This window comes from Neokomagataea thailandica NBRC 106555, assembly GCF_001598495.1.
Classification (GTDB): domain Bacteria; phylum Pseudomonadota; class Alphaproteobacteria; order Acetobacterales; family Acetobacteraceae; genus Gluconobacter; species Gluconobacter thailandicus_A.
Genome location: NZ_BCZB01000017.1, coordinates 1 through 16395 on the forward strand (window position 1 = coordinate 1; position 16395 = coordinate 16395).

13 protein-coding genes are annotated in these 16395 nt (G+C 55.4%); 9 read left to right on the top strand and 4 right to left on the bottom strand.

Annotated elements, in window-relative coordinates:
* The coding region (locus NTH01S_RS07070; protein WP_157070902.1) for an SDR family oxidoreductase at positions 1 to 437 on the bottom strand (437 nt) is incomplete at its 3' end.
* A gap of 106 nt (positions 438 to 543) precedes the next feature.
* Between NTH01S_RS07070 and NTH01S_RS07080 the strand changes: the two genes are divergently transcribed.
* The 5 genes from NTH01S_RS07080 to NTH01S_RS07100 all read left to right on the top strand — a co-directional run bounded on the left by NTH01S_RS07080 (position 544) and on the right by NTH01S_RS07100 (position 4792).
* Positions 544 to 738 (top strand): DUF4169 family protein, encoded by a 195-nt coding sequence (locus NTH01S_RS07080; RefSeq protein WP_068171624.1) that lies wholly within the window; start codon positions 544 to 546, stop codon positions 736 to 738.
* Positions 739 to 865: 127 nt separating this feature from the next.
* Entirely contained in the window at positions 866 to 1156 is a 291-nt protein-coding gene (locus NTH01S_RS07085) for a co-chaperone GroES (protein ID WP_068171628.1), read from the top strand.
* Between the two features lie 52 nt (positions 1157 to 1208).
* Complete coding sequence (groL, locus tag NTH01S_RS07090) at positions 1209 to 2849, top strand: chaperonin GroEL (protein ID WP_068171631.1); 1641 nt, start codon at positions 1209 to 1211, stop codon at positions 2847 to 2849.
* Between the two features lie 100 nt (positions 2850 to 2949).
* On the top strand, positions 2950 to 3303 hold the full coding sequence (locus NTH01S_RS07095) for a DUF3147 family protein (RefSeq protein ID WP_068171802.1): 354 nt from the start codon (positions 2950 to 2952) through the stop codon (positions 3301 to 3303).
* Positions 3304 to 3985: 682 nt separating this feature from the next.
* Entirely contained in the window at positions 3986 to 4792 is an 807-nt protein-coding gene (locus tag NTH01S_RS07100; RefSeq protein WP_157070903.1) for a hypothetical protein, read from the top strand.
* A 45-nt stretch (positions 4793 to 4837) separates the two neighbouring features.
* On the opposite strand, the gene NTH01S_RS07105 is transcribed toward NTH01S_RS07100, so the two are convergent.
* Together NTH01S_RS07105 and NTH01S_RS07110 are read right to left on the bottom strand one after the other, a co-directional pair.
* The gene (locus tag NTH01S_RS07105; RefSeq protein ID WP_068171637.1) at positions 4838 to 6091 is read right to left on the bottom strand and encodes a D-amino acid dehydrogenase; all 1254 of its coding nucleotides are present in this window, start codon (positions 6089 to 6091) and stop codon (positions 4838 to 4840) included.
* A gap of 204 nt (positions 6092 to 6295) precedes the next feature.
* Positions 6296 to 7318: an NAD(P)/FAD-dependent oxidoreductase gene (locus tag NTH01S_RS07110; RefSeq protein WP_068171807.1), complete on the bottom strand. Its 1023-nt coding sequence runs from the start codon at positions 7316 to 7318 to the stop codon at positions 6296 to 6298.
* A 45-nt stretch (positions 7319 to 7363) separates the two neighbouring features.
* On the opposite strand from NTH01S_RS07110, the gene NTH01S_RS07115 reads away from it, so the two are divergent.
* A complete protein-coding gene (locus NTH01S_RS07115) occupies positions 7364 to 8449 on the top strand; it encodes a glycosyltransferase family 4 protein (protein WP_068171641.1) in 1086 nt (361 codons plus the stop codon).
* A gap of 106 nt (positions 8450 to 8555) precedes the next feature.
* Here the strand turns inward: NTH01S_RS07115 and NTH01S_RS07120 are convergent, their stop codons facing one another.
* A complete protein-coding gene (locus NTH01S_RS07120) occupies positions 8556 to 9020 on the bottom strand; it encodes a DUF2147 domain-containing protein (RefSeq protein ID WP_068171644.1) in 465 nt (154 codons plus the stop codon).
* A gap of 159 nt (positions 9021 to 9179) precedes the next feature.
* On the opposite strand from NTH01S_RS07120, the gene tsaE reads away from it, so the two are divergent.
* The 3 genes from tsaE to addA are packed head-to-tail and all read left to right on the top strand — an operon-like array spanning position 9180 to position 16392.
* The gene (gene tsaE / locus NTH01S_RS07125; RefSeq protein ID WP_068171647.1) at positions 9180 to 9629 is read left to right on the top strand and encodes a tRNA (adenosine(37)-N6)-threonylcarbamoyltransferase complex ATPase subunit type 1 TsaE; all 450 of its coding nucleotides are present in this window, start codon (positions 9180 to 9182) and stop codon (positions 9627 to 9629) included.
* Between the two features lie 5 nt (positions 9630 to 9634).
* Positions 9635 to 12775 carry a double-strand break repair protein AddB gene (addB, locus tag NTH01S_RS07130; RefSeq protein WP_068171649.1) on the top strand — a complete coding sequence of 1047 codons (3141 nt, stop codon included), beginning with the start codon at positions 9635 to 9637 and terminating at the stop codon, positions 12773 to 12775.
* Positions 12772 to 16392, top strand: a complete 3621-nt coding sequence (addA, locus tag NTH01S_RS07135; RefSeq protein WP_068171652.1) for a double-strand break repair helicase AddA — start codon at positions 12772 to 12774, stop codon at positions 16390 to 16392. Before addB ends, addA begins: the two co-directional genes overlap by 4 nt.
* The last annotated feature ends 3 nt before the right edge of the window (positions 16393 to 16395 follow it).

A 16395-nucleotide genomic window follows, 5' to 3' on the forward strand; every position in this document is an offset into this window, starting at 1 on the left:
ATGCCAGCAACGGATGAGAGGTTGATGATGTGACCGCTCTGCTGCTTGGTGAAGATCGGTAATGCTGCAGCGATGCCGTAGAGAACGCCTTTGATATTAATATCAATCATGCGGTCCCATTCATCGACCAATGTGTTGGCCATAGGGGCAATGGCCATGAGGCCAGCATTATTGATGATAACATCTAATTTTCCGAAGTCTGCAACGACGCTATCGACTGTCGTTTGCACGGCTTCGCGGCTTGTGACATCCAGCGTGTAGGCGCGGGCATCTAGGCCTTTTGCTGTGAGATCGTTCACAATAGTGTCGAGTTTGTCACGGCGGCGTGCGGCGAGAGCGACACGTGCGCCTTGTTCGGCAAGGTGACGCGCGGTCGCTTCGCCAAGGCCGCTGCTGCCGCCGGTGATGAGGACGACTTTTCCAGCAATATTATCCATGGTGAATACACTCTTTCTGATAAGGCTTATGTGGGTTCCAGTAAGGTAGGTGGTGCGGGTGAGTGGAACCTGCAAGTTGGGGCGGTAAGGTAAATGGATTGAGGCTATGACAAATGTGGTGAATCTGCGCCGGGAGCGGAAGCGGCGTTTACGTGAAGAAGATGTGAAAAAAGCTGACGCCAATCGTTTATTTTATGGGCGTAGTCGAGGTGCAAAACAGCAGTCTGCCTTAGAAAAAGAACGTTTTTCTAAGATGCTGGATGGCAAAAAGCGAGACGACTCTGAGGGGGCGTCATCTTGACTTTTTAGGGAGGAAATACTATCTCTTTGGCACTCCTCAATGGGGAGTGCTAACAGCGCTGCTATTATTGAGCGCGTAACCTGTCACGTCGCTTCTTTTTAGGGCGTGGCTTAAACTGGAGAGATCCATGACGACATTTCGTCCCCTGCACGACCGTGTTGTGGTTCGTCGCCTGACCAGCGCAGAAAAGACCGTTGGTGGCATCATCATTCCGGACACCGCACAAGACAAGCCGACCGAAGGTGAAGTCGTTTCTGCTGGCCCGGGTGCACGTAACGAACAGGGTCAAATTGTGGCTCTGGATGTTAAGGCTGGTGACAAGGTGCTGTTCGGTAAGTGGTCCGGCACTGAGGTGAAGATCGACGGTGAAGACCTGTTGATCATGAAGGAAAGCGACATCATGGGTGTGATCGGCTAATTGCCGGCCCCATTTTTGCTTTCATATAAAACCTCACATTGGAGTAAGTTAAATGGCTGCTAAGGACGTAAAGTTCGGTGCCGACGCACGTGACCGCATGCTGCGTGGCGTTGATATTCTTGCAAACGCTGTCAAGGTAACGCTGGGCCCGAAGGGTCGTAACGTTGTTCTCGATAAGAGCTTCGGCGCACCGCGCATCACGAAGGACGGTGTATCTGTCGCCAAGGAAATCGAACTGGCTGACAAGTTCGAGAACATGGGCGCGCAGATGGTGCGTGAAGTTGCTTCCAAGACGAACGACAAGGCTGGTGACGGCACGACGACGTCAACGGTTCTGGCACAGGCGATCATCCGTGAAGGTGTGAAGGCTGTTGCAGCGGGCATGAACCCGATGGACCTGAAGCGCGGCATCGACAAGGCTGTTGGTGTGGTTGTTGCTGAACTGCAAAGCAACACGCGTAAGATGACGTCCCCGGCTGAAATCGCGCAAGTTGGCACGATCTCTGCAAATGGTGAGACGGAAGTCGGTGAGATGATTTCTTCTGCGATGCAGAAGGTCGGCTCAGAAGGCGTGATCACGGTTGAAGAAGCGAAGGGCCTGCACACGGAACTCGACGTTGTTGAGGGCATGCAGTTCGATCGCGGTTATATCTCACCATACTTCGTGACGAACTCTGAAAAGATGACGGCTGATCTGGATGAGCCTTTCATCCTGATTCACGAAAAGAAGCTGTCCTCACTGCAGCCAATGCTGCCACTGCTGGAAAGCGTTGTTCAGTCCGGTCGTCCGCTGATGATCATCGCTGAAGACGTTGACGGCGAAGCACTGGCAACGCTGGTTGTGAACAAGCTGCGTGGCGGTCTGAAGATTGCTGCTGTTAAGGCTCCGGGCTTTGGTGATCGTCGTAAGGCGATGCTGGAAGACATCGCGATCCTGACGGGTGGTCAAGTTATTTCTGAAGATATCGGCATTAAGCTGGAATCTGTTACCCTCGACATGCTGGGCCGCGCTAAGAAGGTTCACATCGAGAAGGAAAACACCACGATCGTTGAGGGCGTTGGCGCTGCTGACGACATCAAGGGCCGTTGCAACCAGATCCGTGCGCAGATCGAAGAAACAACTTCGGACTACGACCGTGAAAAGCTGCAAGAGCGTCTTGCTAAGCTGGCTGGTGGCGTTGCCGTTATCCGCGTCGGTGGTAGCACCGAGGTTGAGGTGAAGGAACGTAAGGACCGCGTGGACGATGCTCTGCATGCAACGCGTGCAGCTGTTGAAGAAGGTATCGTTCCGGGCGGTGGTACGGCTCTGGCACGTGCATCTCTGGCTCTGAAGGGTCTTGAGTTCGCGAACGATGATCAGCGCATTGGCGGTGAGATTGTTCGTCGTGCTCTGCAAGCTCCTCTGCGTCAGATCGCTGAGAACGCTGGTGAAGACGGTGCGGTCATTGCTGGTAAGGTTCTTGAGAACGATACGTATCACTTCGGCTTTGACGCTCAGAACGCTGAGTACAAGGACCTTGTTGCTACGGGTATTATCGACCCGACCAAGGTTGTGCGTACGGCTCTGGAAGCCGCAGCATCTGTTGGTGGTCTGTTGATCACGACGGAAGCTATGGTTGCTGAGCGTCCAGAGAAGAAGGCTCCGGCTGCTCCTGCTGGTGGCATGGGCGGCATGGGTGACATGGATTTCTAATCCATGGAACACCGGCTCCTTTTGGGGCCGGACCCGTTTTAATGAGTTGACGAAACCGCTCCATGGGCTTCCCGTGGGGCGGTTTTGTTTTGGGGGTGGTATGAGTATTCAATTTTTTCTTAAGGCGGCGATTTCAGGTGTGCTGATTGCTTTGGCCTCGACTTTGGCGAAACGTTATCCCGGTATTGGGGCTTTGGTCGCGTCTTTGCCGTTAGTGTCTGTAATGGGCATGATTTGGCTTTGGCTTGAGAAGCCTGATGTAGACAATATGGCGGCTCATGCTGGGGCGACATTTTGGTACGTGCTGCCATCTTTGCCGATGTTTTTGGTTATTCCATTTTTACTGCGCAGTGGTGTCGGGTTCTGGCTGTCGCTGTTTCTAGGCTGTGCGCTGACCGTGGTTCTTTATACGGGTGTTACGTGGTTGGGGCCGCGTTTTGGTGTGCGTTTGTGAGGATGTCATGCATGGCTTCGTGAGCATTGCGGCGGGGCATGCTTTTGGCTTGCGTGTGAAGGGTTCCCAGATGGTTCGGCGCTGTGAGATTAAAGGCGCGTAGTGGGTATTGGCGTGCGGTTATAATGGGCCCGCGTGGTGTTATGTAAGCCGCCTACTTATGATTCACTGTCAGCGATGCTCATGGTGAGATGAAGTGTTCTTGCTTCATAAAAGGGCATGGCCAGCTTGTGTGGGTCATTATAGTGAGAGAAAGAGTTTAAAACGGTTTTTGTGGGAAAATAAAAAAGCTCGGATTTTTTGTAAGAATATAAGAGCGGCTAACGGTTTTGGTGGTGATGTCGCGTGATTTGCATGATGTGCACGTTTTTGAAAACCTATAGACATCTCCGTATTGGGTGCTGAAACGCCTGTGATTGCAGTTTGAGCATGTGAGTTCGAGATATGTTTTGGAGTGTAATGGCATGATTCTATCCGAATAAATGTGCAGATAATTATAATGTATTATGAATTTATTTTTCTATTTTATTCTATTTCAATTAATTGAAAGATACGACTTAATTTCATGCTTATTTCGCCTTTTGGGGTAGTGTTTGATATAAAAAAATTTCTTCGAAAGATAGGCATTATTTTAGGGCTTTTCCCGACCCTGTGTTGGGCTGGTGGGCAAGAAAATATAGTCGTGCATGGTGTAAACTCGACTGTTCTTGAGAAGAATATCACGAAAGAAATTTATGTTCAGCGGGTTGGGCATATCCCTAAGTGGAGCAGCCATGTTTGCCTGAATGTTTTTGGTCTTAATGATACGTTTAAAGATTCTATTATTCATAAAATGAAGAGTGTCGGGCAAGATTTATCGCTGAATGTGAGTGATACCTGTTCGGTCGGGAATGTTTTGATACTGTTTACTGATCAGTCTGATGACGTGGCACGTCAGATAGAGCAGCAAAACCCTTCGATGTTTAGGGGGTACGATGCAGATCCGCAATTTAAGGAGACGCTGGATGAACCGACAGATGATGAGAAAAATGCGTTTTTAAAAAGTCGGGCGGTGCGCTGGTTGACGTCTACGACTTTGAGAAGTCATGATAATATGCCGCCTTTAACGATATCGACCCCTTGGGGTCCGATACAGGCTGTGCAGGAAGATGATCCTTCCATGTTGCATGATACGGCACGGCGGGATTTTACGCTCTCGATCATTATCGTGGATATTAATCGGATTAAAGATGAGCCGTGGGGTATGCTGTCTGACCTTATCGCTCTCGTTGCGTATATGGGGCCAAACCTGTCTGCACATTATGATGATATGACGTTGTTAGGGGGGAATAATGGCCCCGTTTTACAAGGTCCGACAGGGTATATGACGCCGTATGATAAGGCTTTGTTAGCGGCGTTATATAATACGGATGGTGCTACGGATGCGCGTGAGGCGGTGAGTTATATGGCGGATAAAGTTTTGGAGAATATTCACCCGCGTAGTCCGTAATGGAGTGGTTTGCTTACGAGGGCTTCATAAGCAAACCATGAGTGTTTATTTATAACGATCTAGCGAGAGGTCCAGAGATGGGATTTCGGTCTCGCGGCCCGAAATTTGATCGGAGACGATTTTGCCGGAGCCCGCGGCCATGGTCCAGCCGAGGGTGCCGTGGCCGGTGTTAAGCCAGAGGTTTTTATAGCGCGGTGCACGGCCGACGATGGGGGTGCCATCGGGGGTGCAGGGGCGCAGGCCGGTCCAGTATTGCGCGGAGGAGAGGTCACCGCCGCCATACATTTCGTTAAAGGACAGCTCCAGCGTTTCGCGGCGGTCTGGGCTGAGGCGTAAACGGTATCCTGTGAGTTCGGCTGTGCCGCCGATGCGGATGCGGTCCCCGAGGCGCGTGATGGCGACTTTATAGGTTTCGTCATTCACGGTGGAGGTGGGGGCGCGGCTTTCATCCGTGATAGGCATGGTGAGGGAGTAGCCCTTCACCGGGTAGATGGGCAGGCGCAGTTCGAGTGGTTTGAGGAAGCGTGCGGAATAGCTGCCGAGCGCGAGGATGTAGCGGTCAGCGGTGAGGCGGCCAGCGCTGGTGCGGACGCCGAGAATGCTGTCATTGGCGGCTTCAATGGCCTCAATGCGTGTGGAGAGGCGGAACTTGACGCCTTTTTCGGCGGCCATTGCGGCGAGGCGACGGGTGAAGAGGTGGGCATCACCGGTTTGATCGCCGGGGAGGTAGAGGCCGCCTTGGAGGCGTTGGCGGGCATGGGCCAAGCCGGGTTCACGTGCGATGATTTCATCGACGTTTAAGAGTTTATGGTCAATGCCGCTCTCTGAAAGCAGGCGCATGTCTTCGGCGGCGTGCTCAACCTGTGCTGCGGTACGGAAAAGTTGGATCAGGCCTTTTTGCTCGCCGTCATAGGTGATGCCGGTTTCGGCACGCAGGGTGTCCATCCGGTCACGTGCGTATTCTGCGATGCGCAGCATGCGGCCTTTATTGATATCGTAGGCTTTTTCCGTGCAGTTGGCGAGAAGTTCGCCCATGAAGCGGAACATATCCGTGTCGATACGAGGGCGGACGACGAGGGGGCTGTGGCGGCTCATCATCCACTTGGCCGCTTTGAGGGGCAGGCCCGGCATGGCCCACGGCGTGGAGTAGCCCGGAGAAATCTGGCCAGCATTCGCGAAGGATGTTTCCAAACCGACGCCTGGTTGACGGTCAATTACTTCGACCTCATGGCCTTCTTGGGCCAAATACCATGCGGTGGTGACGCCGATAACACCTGCGCCCAGAATGATGATCTTCATGTCTGCCTCTCTAATCGATCCGAAACCGAACTAAAATGTGGCCCGGTTATATCGACTCGTTTTGATGTCGTGAAGATCAGCACCATGAGGGTGGGTTGTCTAGTCCCCGTGTCAAAGCGTGTTTGGGTACGGTGTGTGATAAAAAAGCCCGGCACAACAAGAGTTGGCCGGGCTCATTTTCTGACTAAATGCTAAAAAAATTGATCAGCCAGGGGTGCCCTTGCTGGTGGAGTATTCAAAGTGCAGGGCTGTTTCCGGGTGCACGATGGGGTGGATGGCGTGTGCTGCCATCGCGCCTTCCGAGAAGCCTTGGAGAATAAGTTTCAGCTTGCCGGGATAGGTGGCAACGTCCCCGATGGCAAAAATGCCGGGTGTGCTGGTCTCAAGCGATGCTGGTGCAACGGGAATTGTGTTGCGCTGCGTGTCGATCCCCCAAAGGGCGACGGGGCCGAGATCGGTGGACAGGCCATAGAAGGGCAGGAGCGTATCGGCTTCTAGCTTGCGTGTTTCTCCGGACATGGTGGAGACTTCAACGGCGCTCAGTTGGCCATTATCACCATGCAGGGCATGGAGTTGGTAAGGCACGACTTTTTCGATCTTACCGGCGCTGATTTGTGCTTCGATGCGTGAGAGGGTTTCTGGTGCGCCACGGAAGCGGTCACGGCGGTGCAGGAGATAGACGTGTTCTGCGATGTCCGAGAGGGACAAGGCCCAGTCGAGAGCAGAGTCACCACCGCCGGCTACGACGATGCGCTTGCCTGCGAAATCGGCACGCTTTTTGACGTAATACTGGACGGAGCCTGTGCGCTCAAATGCCTCAAGATCGGCCAAGGGGGGGCGGTTGGGGCCGAATGCGCCTGCACCTGCTGCGATGATCACGGCTTTGGCGTGAATGGTATCGCCACGACCTGTTTTAAGCGTGAAGTGCCCGCGTGTGCCGGTGAGGGATTCAACGCGTGAGCCAAGGAGGCGTGGCACGTTGAAGGGCGCAATTTGTTGCTCAAGCGCTTCAATTAACGCGCCACCTTCGATCGCGGGGTGAGCCGGGATGTCATAAATCGGCTTTTCCGGATAGAGCGCTGCGCATTGGCCACCGACGCTATCGAGGGCGTCGATCAGTACGCTTTGCAGTTTCAGCATGCCGCATTCGAAAGCGGCAAACAGGGCCGTGGGGCCTGCGCCGACGATGGCGACGTCGGTATGGAGGGTTTGAGATGCTGTCGTCATGTCTTCCGTCATAGGCGTTTTACGCGTGATGGGGTAGATGGGGGTATGCGTTGTGCCTTTGTAATTCAGCATATTAATGCCCTTGGTGGAACAGAGCGTTCAGCCTGTGCCGTGATGAATGGTCTCGCCCGAAGGGGTGAGGTGGTTCATTTGATCGAATTGGTGGGGCGGGGGGATTCGACGTATCCGCTCGAATCTTCGGTGGCGGTGACCTCTCTGTTTGAGCGCCCTGTGAAAATTTTTAATGCATGGTTCAGTATTGTGCGGCGGTTGGCACGGTATTTACGTGAGAACGCTATCGAAACATTGGTGGTGGTGGAGGCGACTCACGCTCTTTATGGTGTTGCGGCTGCGCGTTTGGCGGGTGTGCGCTGCGTGGTGTGGGAACATTTTAATTATACGGTGACATTGAACCGTCGGAAGCGTGCGTGGGGACGTAAGGTTGCTGCGCGTTGGGCGGATGATGTTGTGGTTTTGACGGAGGCTGATGCCGCATTATGGCAATGTCACGCCGCACCTAAAGCTTGTGTGACGGTGGTACCGAATATGGCGCCGCCCGTCCGAGTGGATAAGTATGACTCAGAATCTCGCATGATACTGACGGCTGGTCGTCTGACGGAGCAAAAGGGATATGATCTTTTGTTGCAGGCATGGGCGCAGTTGGTTGAGCGTGATGAAGCGGCGGAGTGGTCTTTGTTGATCCGAGGGGATGGGCCGGACAAAGCAGCATTGATGGAGCAAATGGAAGGTCTACCGCGTGTGGTACTAGCGCCCGCGACGGAGGGGATCGCGCAGGATTATGCGCGGGCTGCGCTGTATGTGTGTTCTTCGCGCTATGAAGGGCTGCCGATGGTTTTGCTTGAAGCGGCGGCTGCGGGTGTGCCGATTGTGTCGTTTGATTGTGTGACGGGGCCGGCGGAAATTGTTGAGCAGGGTGTGTCGGGGTTATTGGTTCCGCCGGAGGATGTGTCAGCGCTTGCGGAGAGTTTGGCCGCGTTGATGCGTGACGGGGAGCGGCGTGTCGACATGGCTGTGGCGGTAAAGCAGCGTGCGCTTGCGTTCCAAGAAGGAGCGATTATGGCGCGGTGGGGGGCATTATTGGGTGCCACGTGGGATAAAGAGCGCGGCTAGTCTGTATGTGGTGGATGTCAGCACGTTAGGAGTGGTGTGTCTTGTCGTTGAGTGAGGCTATGCCTGTTTGTGTATGTGGCATAGCCTTGAGCCGTGTGAGCGGTATTTATGGCGCGGAAACGCGTTTCCAGATTTGGCTACGGCCGAACATAGGCATGCCGACATAACCGCGGACTTCGAGCATTTTGTCGTGAAAAAGCTGCATATGGCAATGATAAGTCTGGCCGTTGGCGGGATCGATAATGGAGCCGCCCTCCCATGTGTTTTTAACGGCTTTCATGTCGGACAAAATAGGGAGGCCGACGAAAGGGGCATTATGCAAGGGGCCTTTGCAGTTGCCGCATGTATCGCCGCCTGCTGGGACGAGTTTTTTAACAATTTTCCCTGAGAGGCTGCCGTCAGCGTTCTTATAGATTTGGATGATGGCTTTCGGTGTATTGGTGTGTTCATCCGTGGATTGCCAGAACCCTACGGGGGAGCCTTCATCCGCAGCATATGCTGGTGCATAGAAAAGAGTGGCGCAGCAGAGAGCGAGAGCAGCGCATGAATGGGTGAAGAAGCGCTTCAGCATGAGATGAGTATCCTCTCAAGGGTTGCCGATAGACGTATAGCGATAGAGCGGAATAGGGCGGGTGACAAAGATTAAATAAGGGCGGTGTTTCTTTGAAATATGACATAGTTTGAAAGAAGGTCCTTGCCGTAAAGTATCTGGAGGCGGCACAAGTAGAGAATGCGTTTATTTCTTAAAAATCAGTCCGAGACGGAAGCTTTGGGTATTTCTTTGGCCGCTTTGTGCGTGCCGGGAGATTGCATTGCTTTGAATGGGTCTTACGGCATGGGCAAAAGTACATTTGCCCGGGCGTTTCTCCGTGCGTTGACAGGGGATGCTGCGTTGGATGTGCCGAGCCCGAGTTTTCCCATTTTGCTGACTTACGACACGCCGCGTGGTCCGGTGTTTCATTATGATTTATGGCGTTTGGAAGGGCCTGATGCGCTGGATGAACTCGACTGGGATGCCGCATGTGAAGGCATCATGTTGGTGGAGTGGCCGGAGCGGGCTGAAGATCTATTGCCGGATGGCGCGCTTCATCTGACCTTGGAGCAAGGGGGAACTGATGATGAGCGTGAGGTCTCTCTTGTTGGGTGGTCTGATGCGCGTTTGATGGGGCTGGGGGTTTAAGTATCGTGACAATTGTGAGTGTGGCGCCGGGCTTGCCCTTTTTGGACCGTGTTGTGCGGGAGTGGCTCGCGCAGGATGTTGGCGGTTCAGGGGGAGGGCACCACGCTCAGTCAAGGTGTGGTCAGTCAGGGCATGATCAGCCGGGGCATAGCGTGGCGGGAGATGCTGGGCCGGGGCTGATTCTTGTGCCAAGCCGCCGTGCGGGGCGTGCACTCATGGAAGCTTTTTTGCGCGTTTTGGACGGTCAGGCTGCGTTATTGCCGCGTGTTGTGGCGATGAATGACGTGGATGAGAGCGGGTTAGGGCTGTCAGGCGGTGTGGAGGCGGAGTTACCGCCTGCGGTGGATAAGCAGCAGCGTTTGGCAGTGTTGTCTTATTTGATTTTACAGACGCCGATTGTCAGTCTTGGCATGGACCGTACCAAGGGCATTGATCGGGCGTGGCCTTTGGCCAAGGCTTTGGCCGAGTTAATGGATGAGGCCGAGCGTTCAGGCGTTGATCTGGCGACCTCTCTGCCGGAGGCTGTGGAAGAGCAGTTTTCTGAGCATTGGCAGCAAACACTTAAATTTTTGGACATTGTGACTTCTGTTTGGCCGCAATGGTTGCAGGAAGCGGGGTTGATGAACCCGGTAGCCCGGCAGGTGGCGCGTTTGAAGGCGCAGGCGGTATTATGGGATGAGCAGCCGCCACAAACGCCGGTTTGGGCGGTCGGGTTTGCGGATGGTTCTGCGGCAGTTGTGGATGTGTTGGCGGCGGTGGCGCGTATGCCTCAAGGCTGTGTGGTGTTGCCGGGTGTCGATTTGGCGTTGGATGAAGAATTGTGGGAGGCGTTGCCGCCGGCGCATCCACAGGCGGGTTTGAGAGAGATTATTGATACGCTGGGTGTGGCGCGTGGTGATGTTGAGGAATGGGGTTTTGCTGTATCGGCAGGTGGTGCCCGGCAACGTGTACGTGAAGCGGTGATGCGTGATGTGATGCTGCCGGAGCGTGGCATTGCTGTGTGGGGGCAGGATCTGACGCCGCGTGATGTGACGGGGTTGTATCGTTTGCCCGCGCAGGATCAGCAGCAGGAGGCGCAGGCGATTGCGCTGGTGTTGCGTGATGCGGTGGAAGTGTCGGGGAAAACGGCGGCTTTGATTACCCCGGATCGGAGTTTGGCGCGCCGTGTTGGGACAGAGCTACAGCGTTTTGGCGTGGTGGCAGATGATAGTGCGGGTATGAGTTTGGCGGAGGCGCCGCAAGCGGTGTTTCTGCGTCTGATCGCGCAGGCGGTGGAGGCAGAACTCTCACCCGTGGCGCTATTGGCGATGGTGAAGCATCCATTGGCCGCTATGGGGCAGTCGCCCGGTGTGTGTCGTGCATCGGCCCGGCGTTTGGAGCGGTTGGTGTTACGTGGGCCGGCGCCTGTGCCGGGGATTGCAGGGTTGCGTGCGGCCCTTCATGCGCTGGATCAAGAACGGTTGGAGCGTGACCCCGGTTTGAGTGCGGATGCGCCGGATGTTGCGGAAGGTCCGCTCGGGTTTGTGGAGCGTTTGGAGCAGTGTTTGGCACCGCTTTTGGAGATTACAGGCACGGTACCATTGCCGGAGCTTTTGGGGGCGTTGATCCAGTCTGCGGAGGCCCTGGCTGCTGTGGAAGCGCCCGATATGGGTGCTGAGATTAAAGCGTCAGATGATGGGGCCTCTCGCCTGTGGGTGGGGGAAGAAGGCGAGGCCTTGGCCCAGCACTTGGCGGGGTTGATGGAGCATACGGCGCTGTTGCCGCCGCAGCGTCTGGGGCATTTGGACTCCTTTCTGAATACAGCGTTATCGGGTGAGACACTGACGGGTGCGCGCGCGTACCGTGGTGGCGAAGAATTGGCGCATCCGCGTGTGTCGATCCTTGGTGTTCTGGAAGCGCGGTTGCAGGCGTTTGATGTCGTGGTGTTGGGTGGGTTGAATGAGACGGTTTGGCCGCCCGCAGCGGATTCTGGGCCGTGGCTGAGTCGCCCGATGCGCGCGCGGGTTGGGTTGGCCCCGCCAGAGCGTCAGACGGGTATTAGTGCGCATGATTTTGTCTCTGCCATTTTGGCGGGGGGCGAGGTTGTCTTTTCCAATGCTGTGCGGCGCGATGGGGCCCCTGGCACGCCCGCGCGCTGGTTGGTGCGGATGGAGGCGTTTTTGAAAGGGCGCGGCCAGACTTTGCCTGTGCATGATGCGCTGGGGTGGCAAGCGGAGTTGGACCATCAGCCTGCGGAATATGTAACGCTTTTGGCGCCGCCAATGCCGCGCCCACCGGTGGCTTTAAGGCCGCGCAAACTGAGCATTACGGATATCGAGACCTTAAAGCTGGATCCGTATTCTATTTATGCCAAGCATATTTTGAAATTACGGGCTTTGCCGCCGCTTGAAGAAGGGGTGGAGCATGCGGATTTTGGTATGATTGTGCATGATGCCATGGAAGATGTGCTGAAGCAGTTTCCGCAAAATTGGCCGGATAATGCTTTAACGTATGTTCGGCAGGCTTTCTTGACGGCGCTTGATAAGGCGGCTGTCCGGCCTGCTTTGGCGAATTGGTGGCGACCGCGCCTGATGCGTATTGCGGAGTGGGTGTCAGAGCAGGAAAAGGAGCGCCGTTCCGTTGAGCCGGGGGCAGCGCGCTATGTGGAGGTTGATGCTCTGTATCAGTTAATGACGGAGCTGGGGCCCTTTGCTGTGACAGGCCGTGCGGATCGGGTCGATATTGACGCGGAAAGTGGTGCGACGGTGTTTGACTATAAAACCGGGACACCGCCATCGGGCACGAGTGTTGAGGAAGGTTGGTCCATCCAACTGGTGTTGGAAGGGGCGTTATTGGCGGCTGGGGCGTTTTCTAAAGTGCCGGTTGCGGAAACGAAGGCGCTTTTATACTGGCATTTGAGCGGTAATGCGAAGCCGGGGGAAGAAAAGCGCGTGCCGAGTGCAAAGAGTAAGGTTACGCCGCAGGATTTGATTTCGAACGTTATGGATCAATTGCGCAGTTTGATTGTGAAGTATGAAGACCCGCAACAAGCGTATCGTTCTGAGCCATGGGCGGGCAAGGAGATGCGTTATACGGATTATGCCTTATTGGCACGGGTGCCGGAGTGGAAAGCGGCCTCACAGGATGATGAAGGGGCTGAGGCATGACCGGGATGACGGTAGAGCACCATACTGCTGCGGCAGCAAAAGCGCAGGCGAATAAAACGCAAAGCTTGGCCTCTGACCCGATGGCATCTGTGTTTGTGTCGGCCTCTGCGGGGTCAGGTAAGACAAAGCTGCTTATTGACCGTTTGTTGCGTTTGATGCTGCCGCTGGAGGTGAATGGGCCAGATGGTGTGTCTGTCGTGGTGGAGGGCGCAAATCCGTCGCGTATTGTGTGCTTGACCTATACGAAAGCTGCGGCGGCGGAAATGGCGCATCGTTTGCAGGCGAAGCTGGGTGCGTGGGTGTCTTTGTCCGATGATGCGTTGGGGGCGGAATTGGCGGGGTTGTCCGTGCCGAATTTGCCGGAAACGCGGGCCGCGGCGCGGGGGTTGTTCCTAAAGGTTCTCGACCTGCCGGGTGGGTTACGGATTGAGACCATCCATGCCTTTTGCCAATCTTTGCTGCGACGTTTTCCTTTGGAAGCCTCCATTGATCCACATTTTGACCTGATGGAAGAGACGGACACGCTCATGGCGTTGCGTGCGGCGATGGAGGATGAGTTGGCGCGTTCTCCGCAGCGTGTGGCGGAACTGGCGGGGAATATTGGTTTAGAAGTTTTTTTCAAAACGCTCCAAACGCTGAATAATGCGGGGAACCGTCTGGAGCCTTTGCTGGCGGCCTTAGCGGCGCAGCCGGAGCGGTTGAAGCAGTTCTATAATGCCGCGGTTGAGGCTGGTTCTGAGAGTGTGGAAGAACTGGAGGCGATGATTAAAGCTCCGCCTGAGGCGGATGCGTTTCGGCGTGAATTTAACACGATTTATGATGCGTCCTCTGATGCGGCGAAGAAGAAGCTTAACGATGCTTTGGGGTGGTTAGGGAGCTATCCGGAAGATCGTTCGACGGCGGATTGGCAAACGCATTTCCTAACGCAAAAAGGTGAGATCCGCGCAAAGTGGAGCCATTTGGTGGGTGCAAAGGTAAAGCTTTCTGCGCCGGAGTTGGAAGCTCGTTTGGACCGTGAAGCGCAGCGTTTGGTTGCGCTGTCTGAACGTATGCGTGCGGTGGCCCTGTCAGCGATTAATCAGGCGATTATGGCGTTGGCTACGTCGATTTTGCAGGGCTTTCGGGACGGGAAGGCTGCGCGTGGGTTGGTGGATTATGGGGACCTGATCCGAGAGACGCGGAATTTGCTCGATGATCCCGGTGCCGCGTGGGTTTTGTATAAATTAGATGGCGGGATTGATCATCTTCTGCTGGATGAAGTGCAAGATAATTCAGGCGTTCAGTGGGAGATTGCGGGGGCGTTAACATCTGAATTCTTTGCGGGTGAGGCAGCGCGAGATGCAGGGCTGCGTCCGCGAACGATTTTTGCCGTGGGGGATTACAAACAGTCGATTTATGGCTTCCAAGGGGCTGATCCGGATCAGTTCCATTATTGGCGCGGTGAATTTGCACGGCGGGTGAGGGCTGCGGGGCTGTTGTGGCGGGACCCGGAATTGAATGTGTCGTTCCGCTCTGTCGCGCCAGTTCTGAACTTTGTGGATGTTGTGTTTTCGCTGCCAGATGCTGCGAAGGGGCTGCGTGAAGGTGAAGACAGCACGTTGCTTCCGCATATTTCTGCGCGTTCTGGGGAGGGGGGGCGCGTTGAGTTATGGCCTTTGGTTCCTGTGGATGATGAGAGTGACGGAGAGGTTGAGGCACCCTCATCATGGGAGCCGCCCTCGCGCAATTATGGTCAGAGGAGTGCGCAGCAGCGTTTGGCTGAGAGTTTGGGGGCATGGGTTGCCCAGCAGATAGGCCGCTCACCGCAGCCGGGTAAGGCGCCGCTGAAGGCCGGAGAAATCCTGATTTTGGTGCCGCGTCGTTCGTCATTTTTGCGGGCGCTTATTCGTTCGTTGAAAGGGAAGAATGTTCCCGTTGCTACAATGGTGCGCGTTGGGCTGACGGAGACGGTTGCGGTCCGTGACTTGATGACCTTGTGTGCAGCTTTATTGCTTCCGCAGGATGATTTGATGCTGGCCTCTGTGCTGACCTCGCCTTTGGGCGGCCTGACGGATGAGTCTTTGATGGCTTTAGCGACGAAGGATGGACGCGGCCCGGCGCTGGGCAAAGGGGGACAGCCGTTATGGACGGTCCTGCGGGGGCGGCATCAGGAGCGTGAAGACTGGCGGGCCGCATGGCGCATGTTGTCAGGGCTTTATACGCGTGTGGATTATGCCACTCCGTATCGGCTCCTGTCGGAGGCGTTGGGGCAGTATAGCGGGCGGGCGCGGCTGTTGCAGCGTTTGGGTGAAGAAGCGGTCGAACCAGTGGATGAATTGCTCAGTGCGGCGCTGCGGTATGAGGGTTTGCATCCACCGTCTTTGCAGGGGTTTTTGCACTGGCTGGAGGCAAGTAACATTGAATCTAAGCGTGAGGCTGAAAGCGGCGGCGATGCTGTGCGCGTGATGACCGTGCATGGCTCTAAAGGCTTACAGGCGCGCTTGGTTGTGATGCCGGATACTGTGGCTTCGGGGCAAAAAACGGAAAATCTGTATTGGTCTGAGGCAGAGGGCGTTGAATTGCCGCTGATGGTGCCACGGGTGGATGCGGCGGTGCGGGCATCGTCTGTGCTGGCGGATGAGCAGAAAGCGCGGGCGGAGGCGGAGCGTAATCGGTTGTTATATGTGGCGCTGACACGGGCCAGCGATTGGCTGGTGGTGTGTGGGGCCATGCCCAAGAAGGGTATACCGGAGACGAGTTGGTATCGGCAGTGTGAGGCAGGTTTCGAAGCGTTGGGTGAACGTGCACGGAAAGAATCCTGTGATGATTTGCCGTGGGGTGGTGAACGTTGGGTGCTGGATGAGCAGAGTGATGGCTCGGATGACCGGGTCGTGCCTGCATCACCTTCGCATGAGGCGGTGAGCGCGCCTGTTGTGCCTGCATGGATGGGGCGCGCGCCGTACTGGGTGGCAACGCCAGCAGAGCGTGAAGATGCTATGACGCGCCCCTTAGCGCCAAGCCGTCCTGATGGGGCAGAGTATGGACCGCAAGTGGCGGTACGGTCTCCTCTGGAGCATTTGGCGCGGCGTAAAACTGTGCAGAGTATTGGTGAGGCTGTGCAAGTGCGGCGTCAGGCTATGCGGCGGGGGACGATGATCCACCGTCTTTTGCAGCTTTTGCCAGATGTTGCCCCGGTGGAACGGTCGGATGTGGCTGCGCAGTGGTTGGGGCGGGCTGCTTTAGGGTTGGAGGCCGGTGAGATTGATCATGTGGTACAGCAAGTCTTGGCGGTGTTGGATGATGCTCGTTTGGCGCCGCTTTTTCTGCATGGCAGCCGTGCAGAGCAGCCTATATCAGGGGTAAGTCGTGGGCGTGTTGTTTTAGGGCAGGTGGACCGTTTGTGGGTTGGTCCTGATGAAGTTTGGGTATGTGATTACAAAACAAACCGTATGCCGCCATCGCGGGTTGAGCGTACGCCGATTGCGTATGTGAGGCAGATGGCGGCGTATCGAGATGTTTTAGCCCAGCTTTATCCTAACGCTGCGATACGCTGTGTTCTGGTGTGGACGGAGGGGGCGCAGGTTCATGTTTTGCCCCAATCCTTGTTGGAGAGTGTTTGGCAAGAGGGGCTTGCATGATGT

Bases quoted from the DNA above. Each gene is read 5' to 3' on its own strand.
- NTH01S_RS07080 (WP_068171624.1), top strand. From the start codon at position 544: ATGACAAATGTGGTGAATCTGCGCCGGGAGCGGAAGCGGCGTTTACGT.
- NTH01S_RS07085 (WP_068171628.1), top strand. From the start codon at position 866: ATGACGACATTTCGTCCCCTGCACGACCGTGTTGTGGTTCGTCGCCTG.
- groL (WP_068171631.1), top strand. From the start codon at position 1,209: ATGGCTGCTAAGGACGTAAAGTTCGGTGCCGACGCACGTGACCGCATG.
- NTH01S_RS07095 (WP_068171802.1), top strand. From the start codon at position 2,950: ATGAGTATTCAATTTTTTCTTAAGGCGGCGATTTCAGGTGTGCTGATT.
- NTH01S_RS07105 (WP_068171637.1), bottom strand. From the start codon at position 6,091: ATGAAGATCATCATTCTGGGCGCAGGTGTTATCGGCGTCACCACCGCA.
- NTH01S_RS07110 (WP_068171807.1), bottom strand. From the start codon at position 7,318: ATGACGACAGCATCTCAAACCCTCCATACCGACGTCGCCATCGTCGGC.
- NTH01S_RS07115 (WP_068171641.1), top strand. From the start codon at position 7,364: ATGCGTTGTGCCTTTGTAATTCAGCATATTAATGCCCTTGGTGGAACA.
- NTH01S_RS07120 (WP_068171644.1), bottom strand. From the start codon at position 9,020: ATGCTGAAGCGCTTCTTCACCCATTCATGCGCTGCTCTCGCTCTCTGC.
- tsaE (WP_068171647.1), top strand. From the start codon at position 9,180: ATGCGTTTATTTCTTAAAAATCAGTCCGAGACGGAAGCTTTGGGTATT.
- addA (WP_068171652.1), top strand. From the start codon at position 12,772: ATGACCGGGATGACGGTAGAGCACCATACTGCTGCGGCAGCAAAAGCG.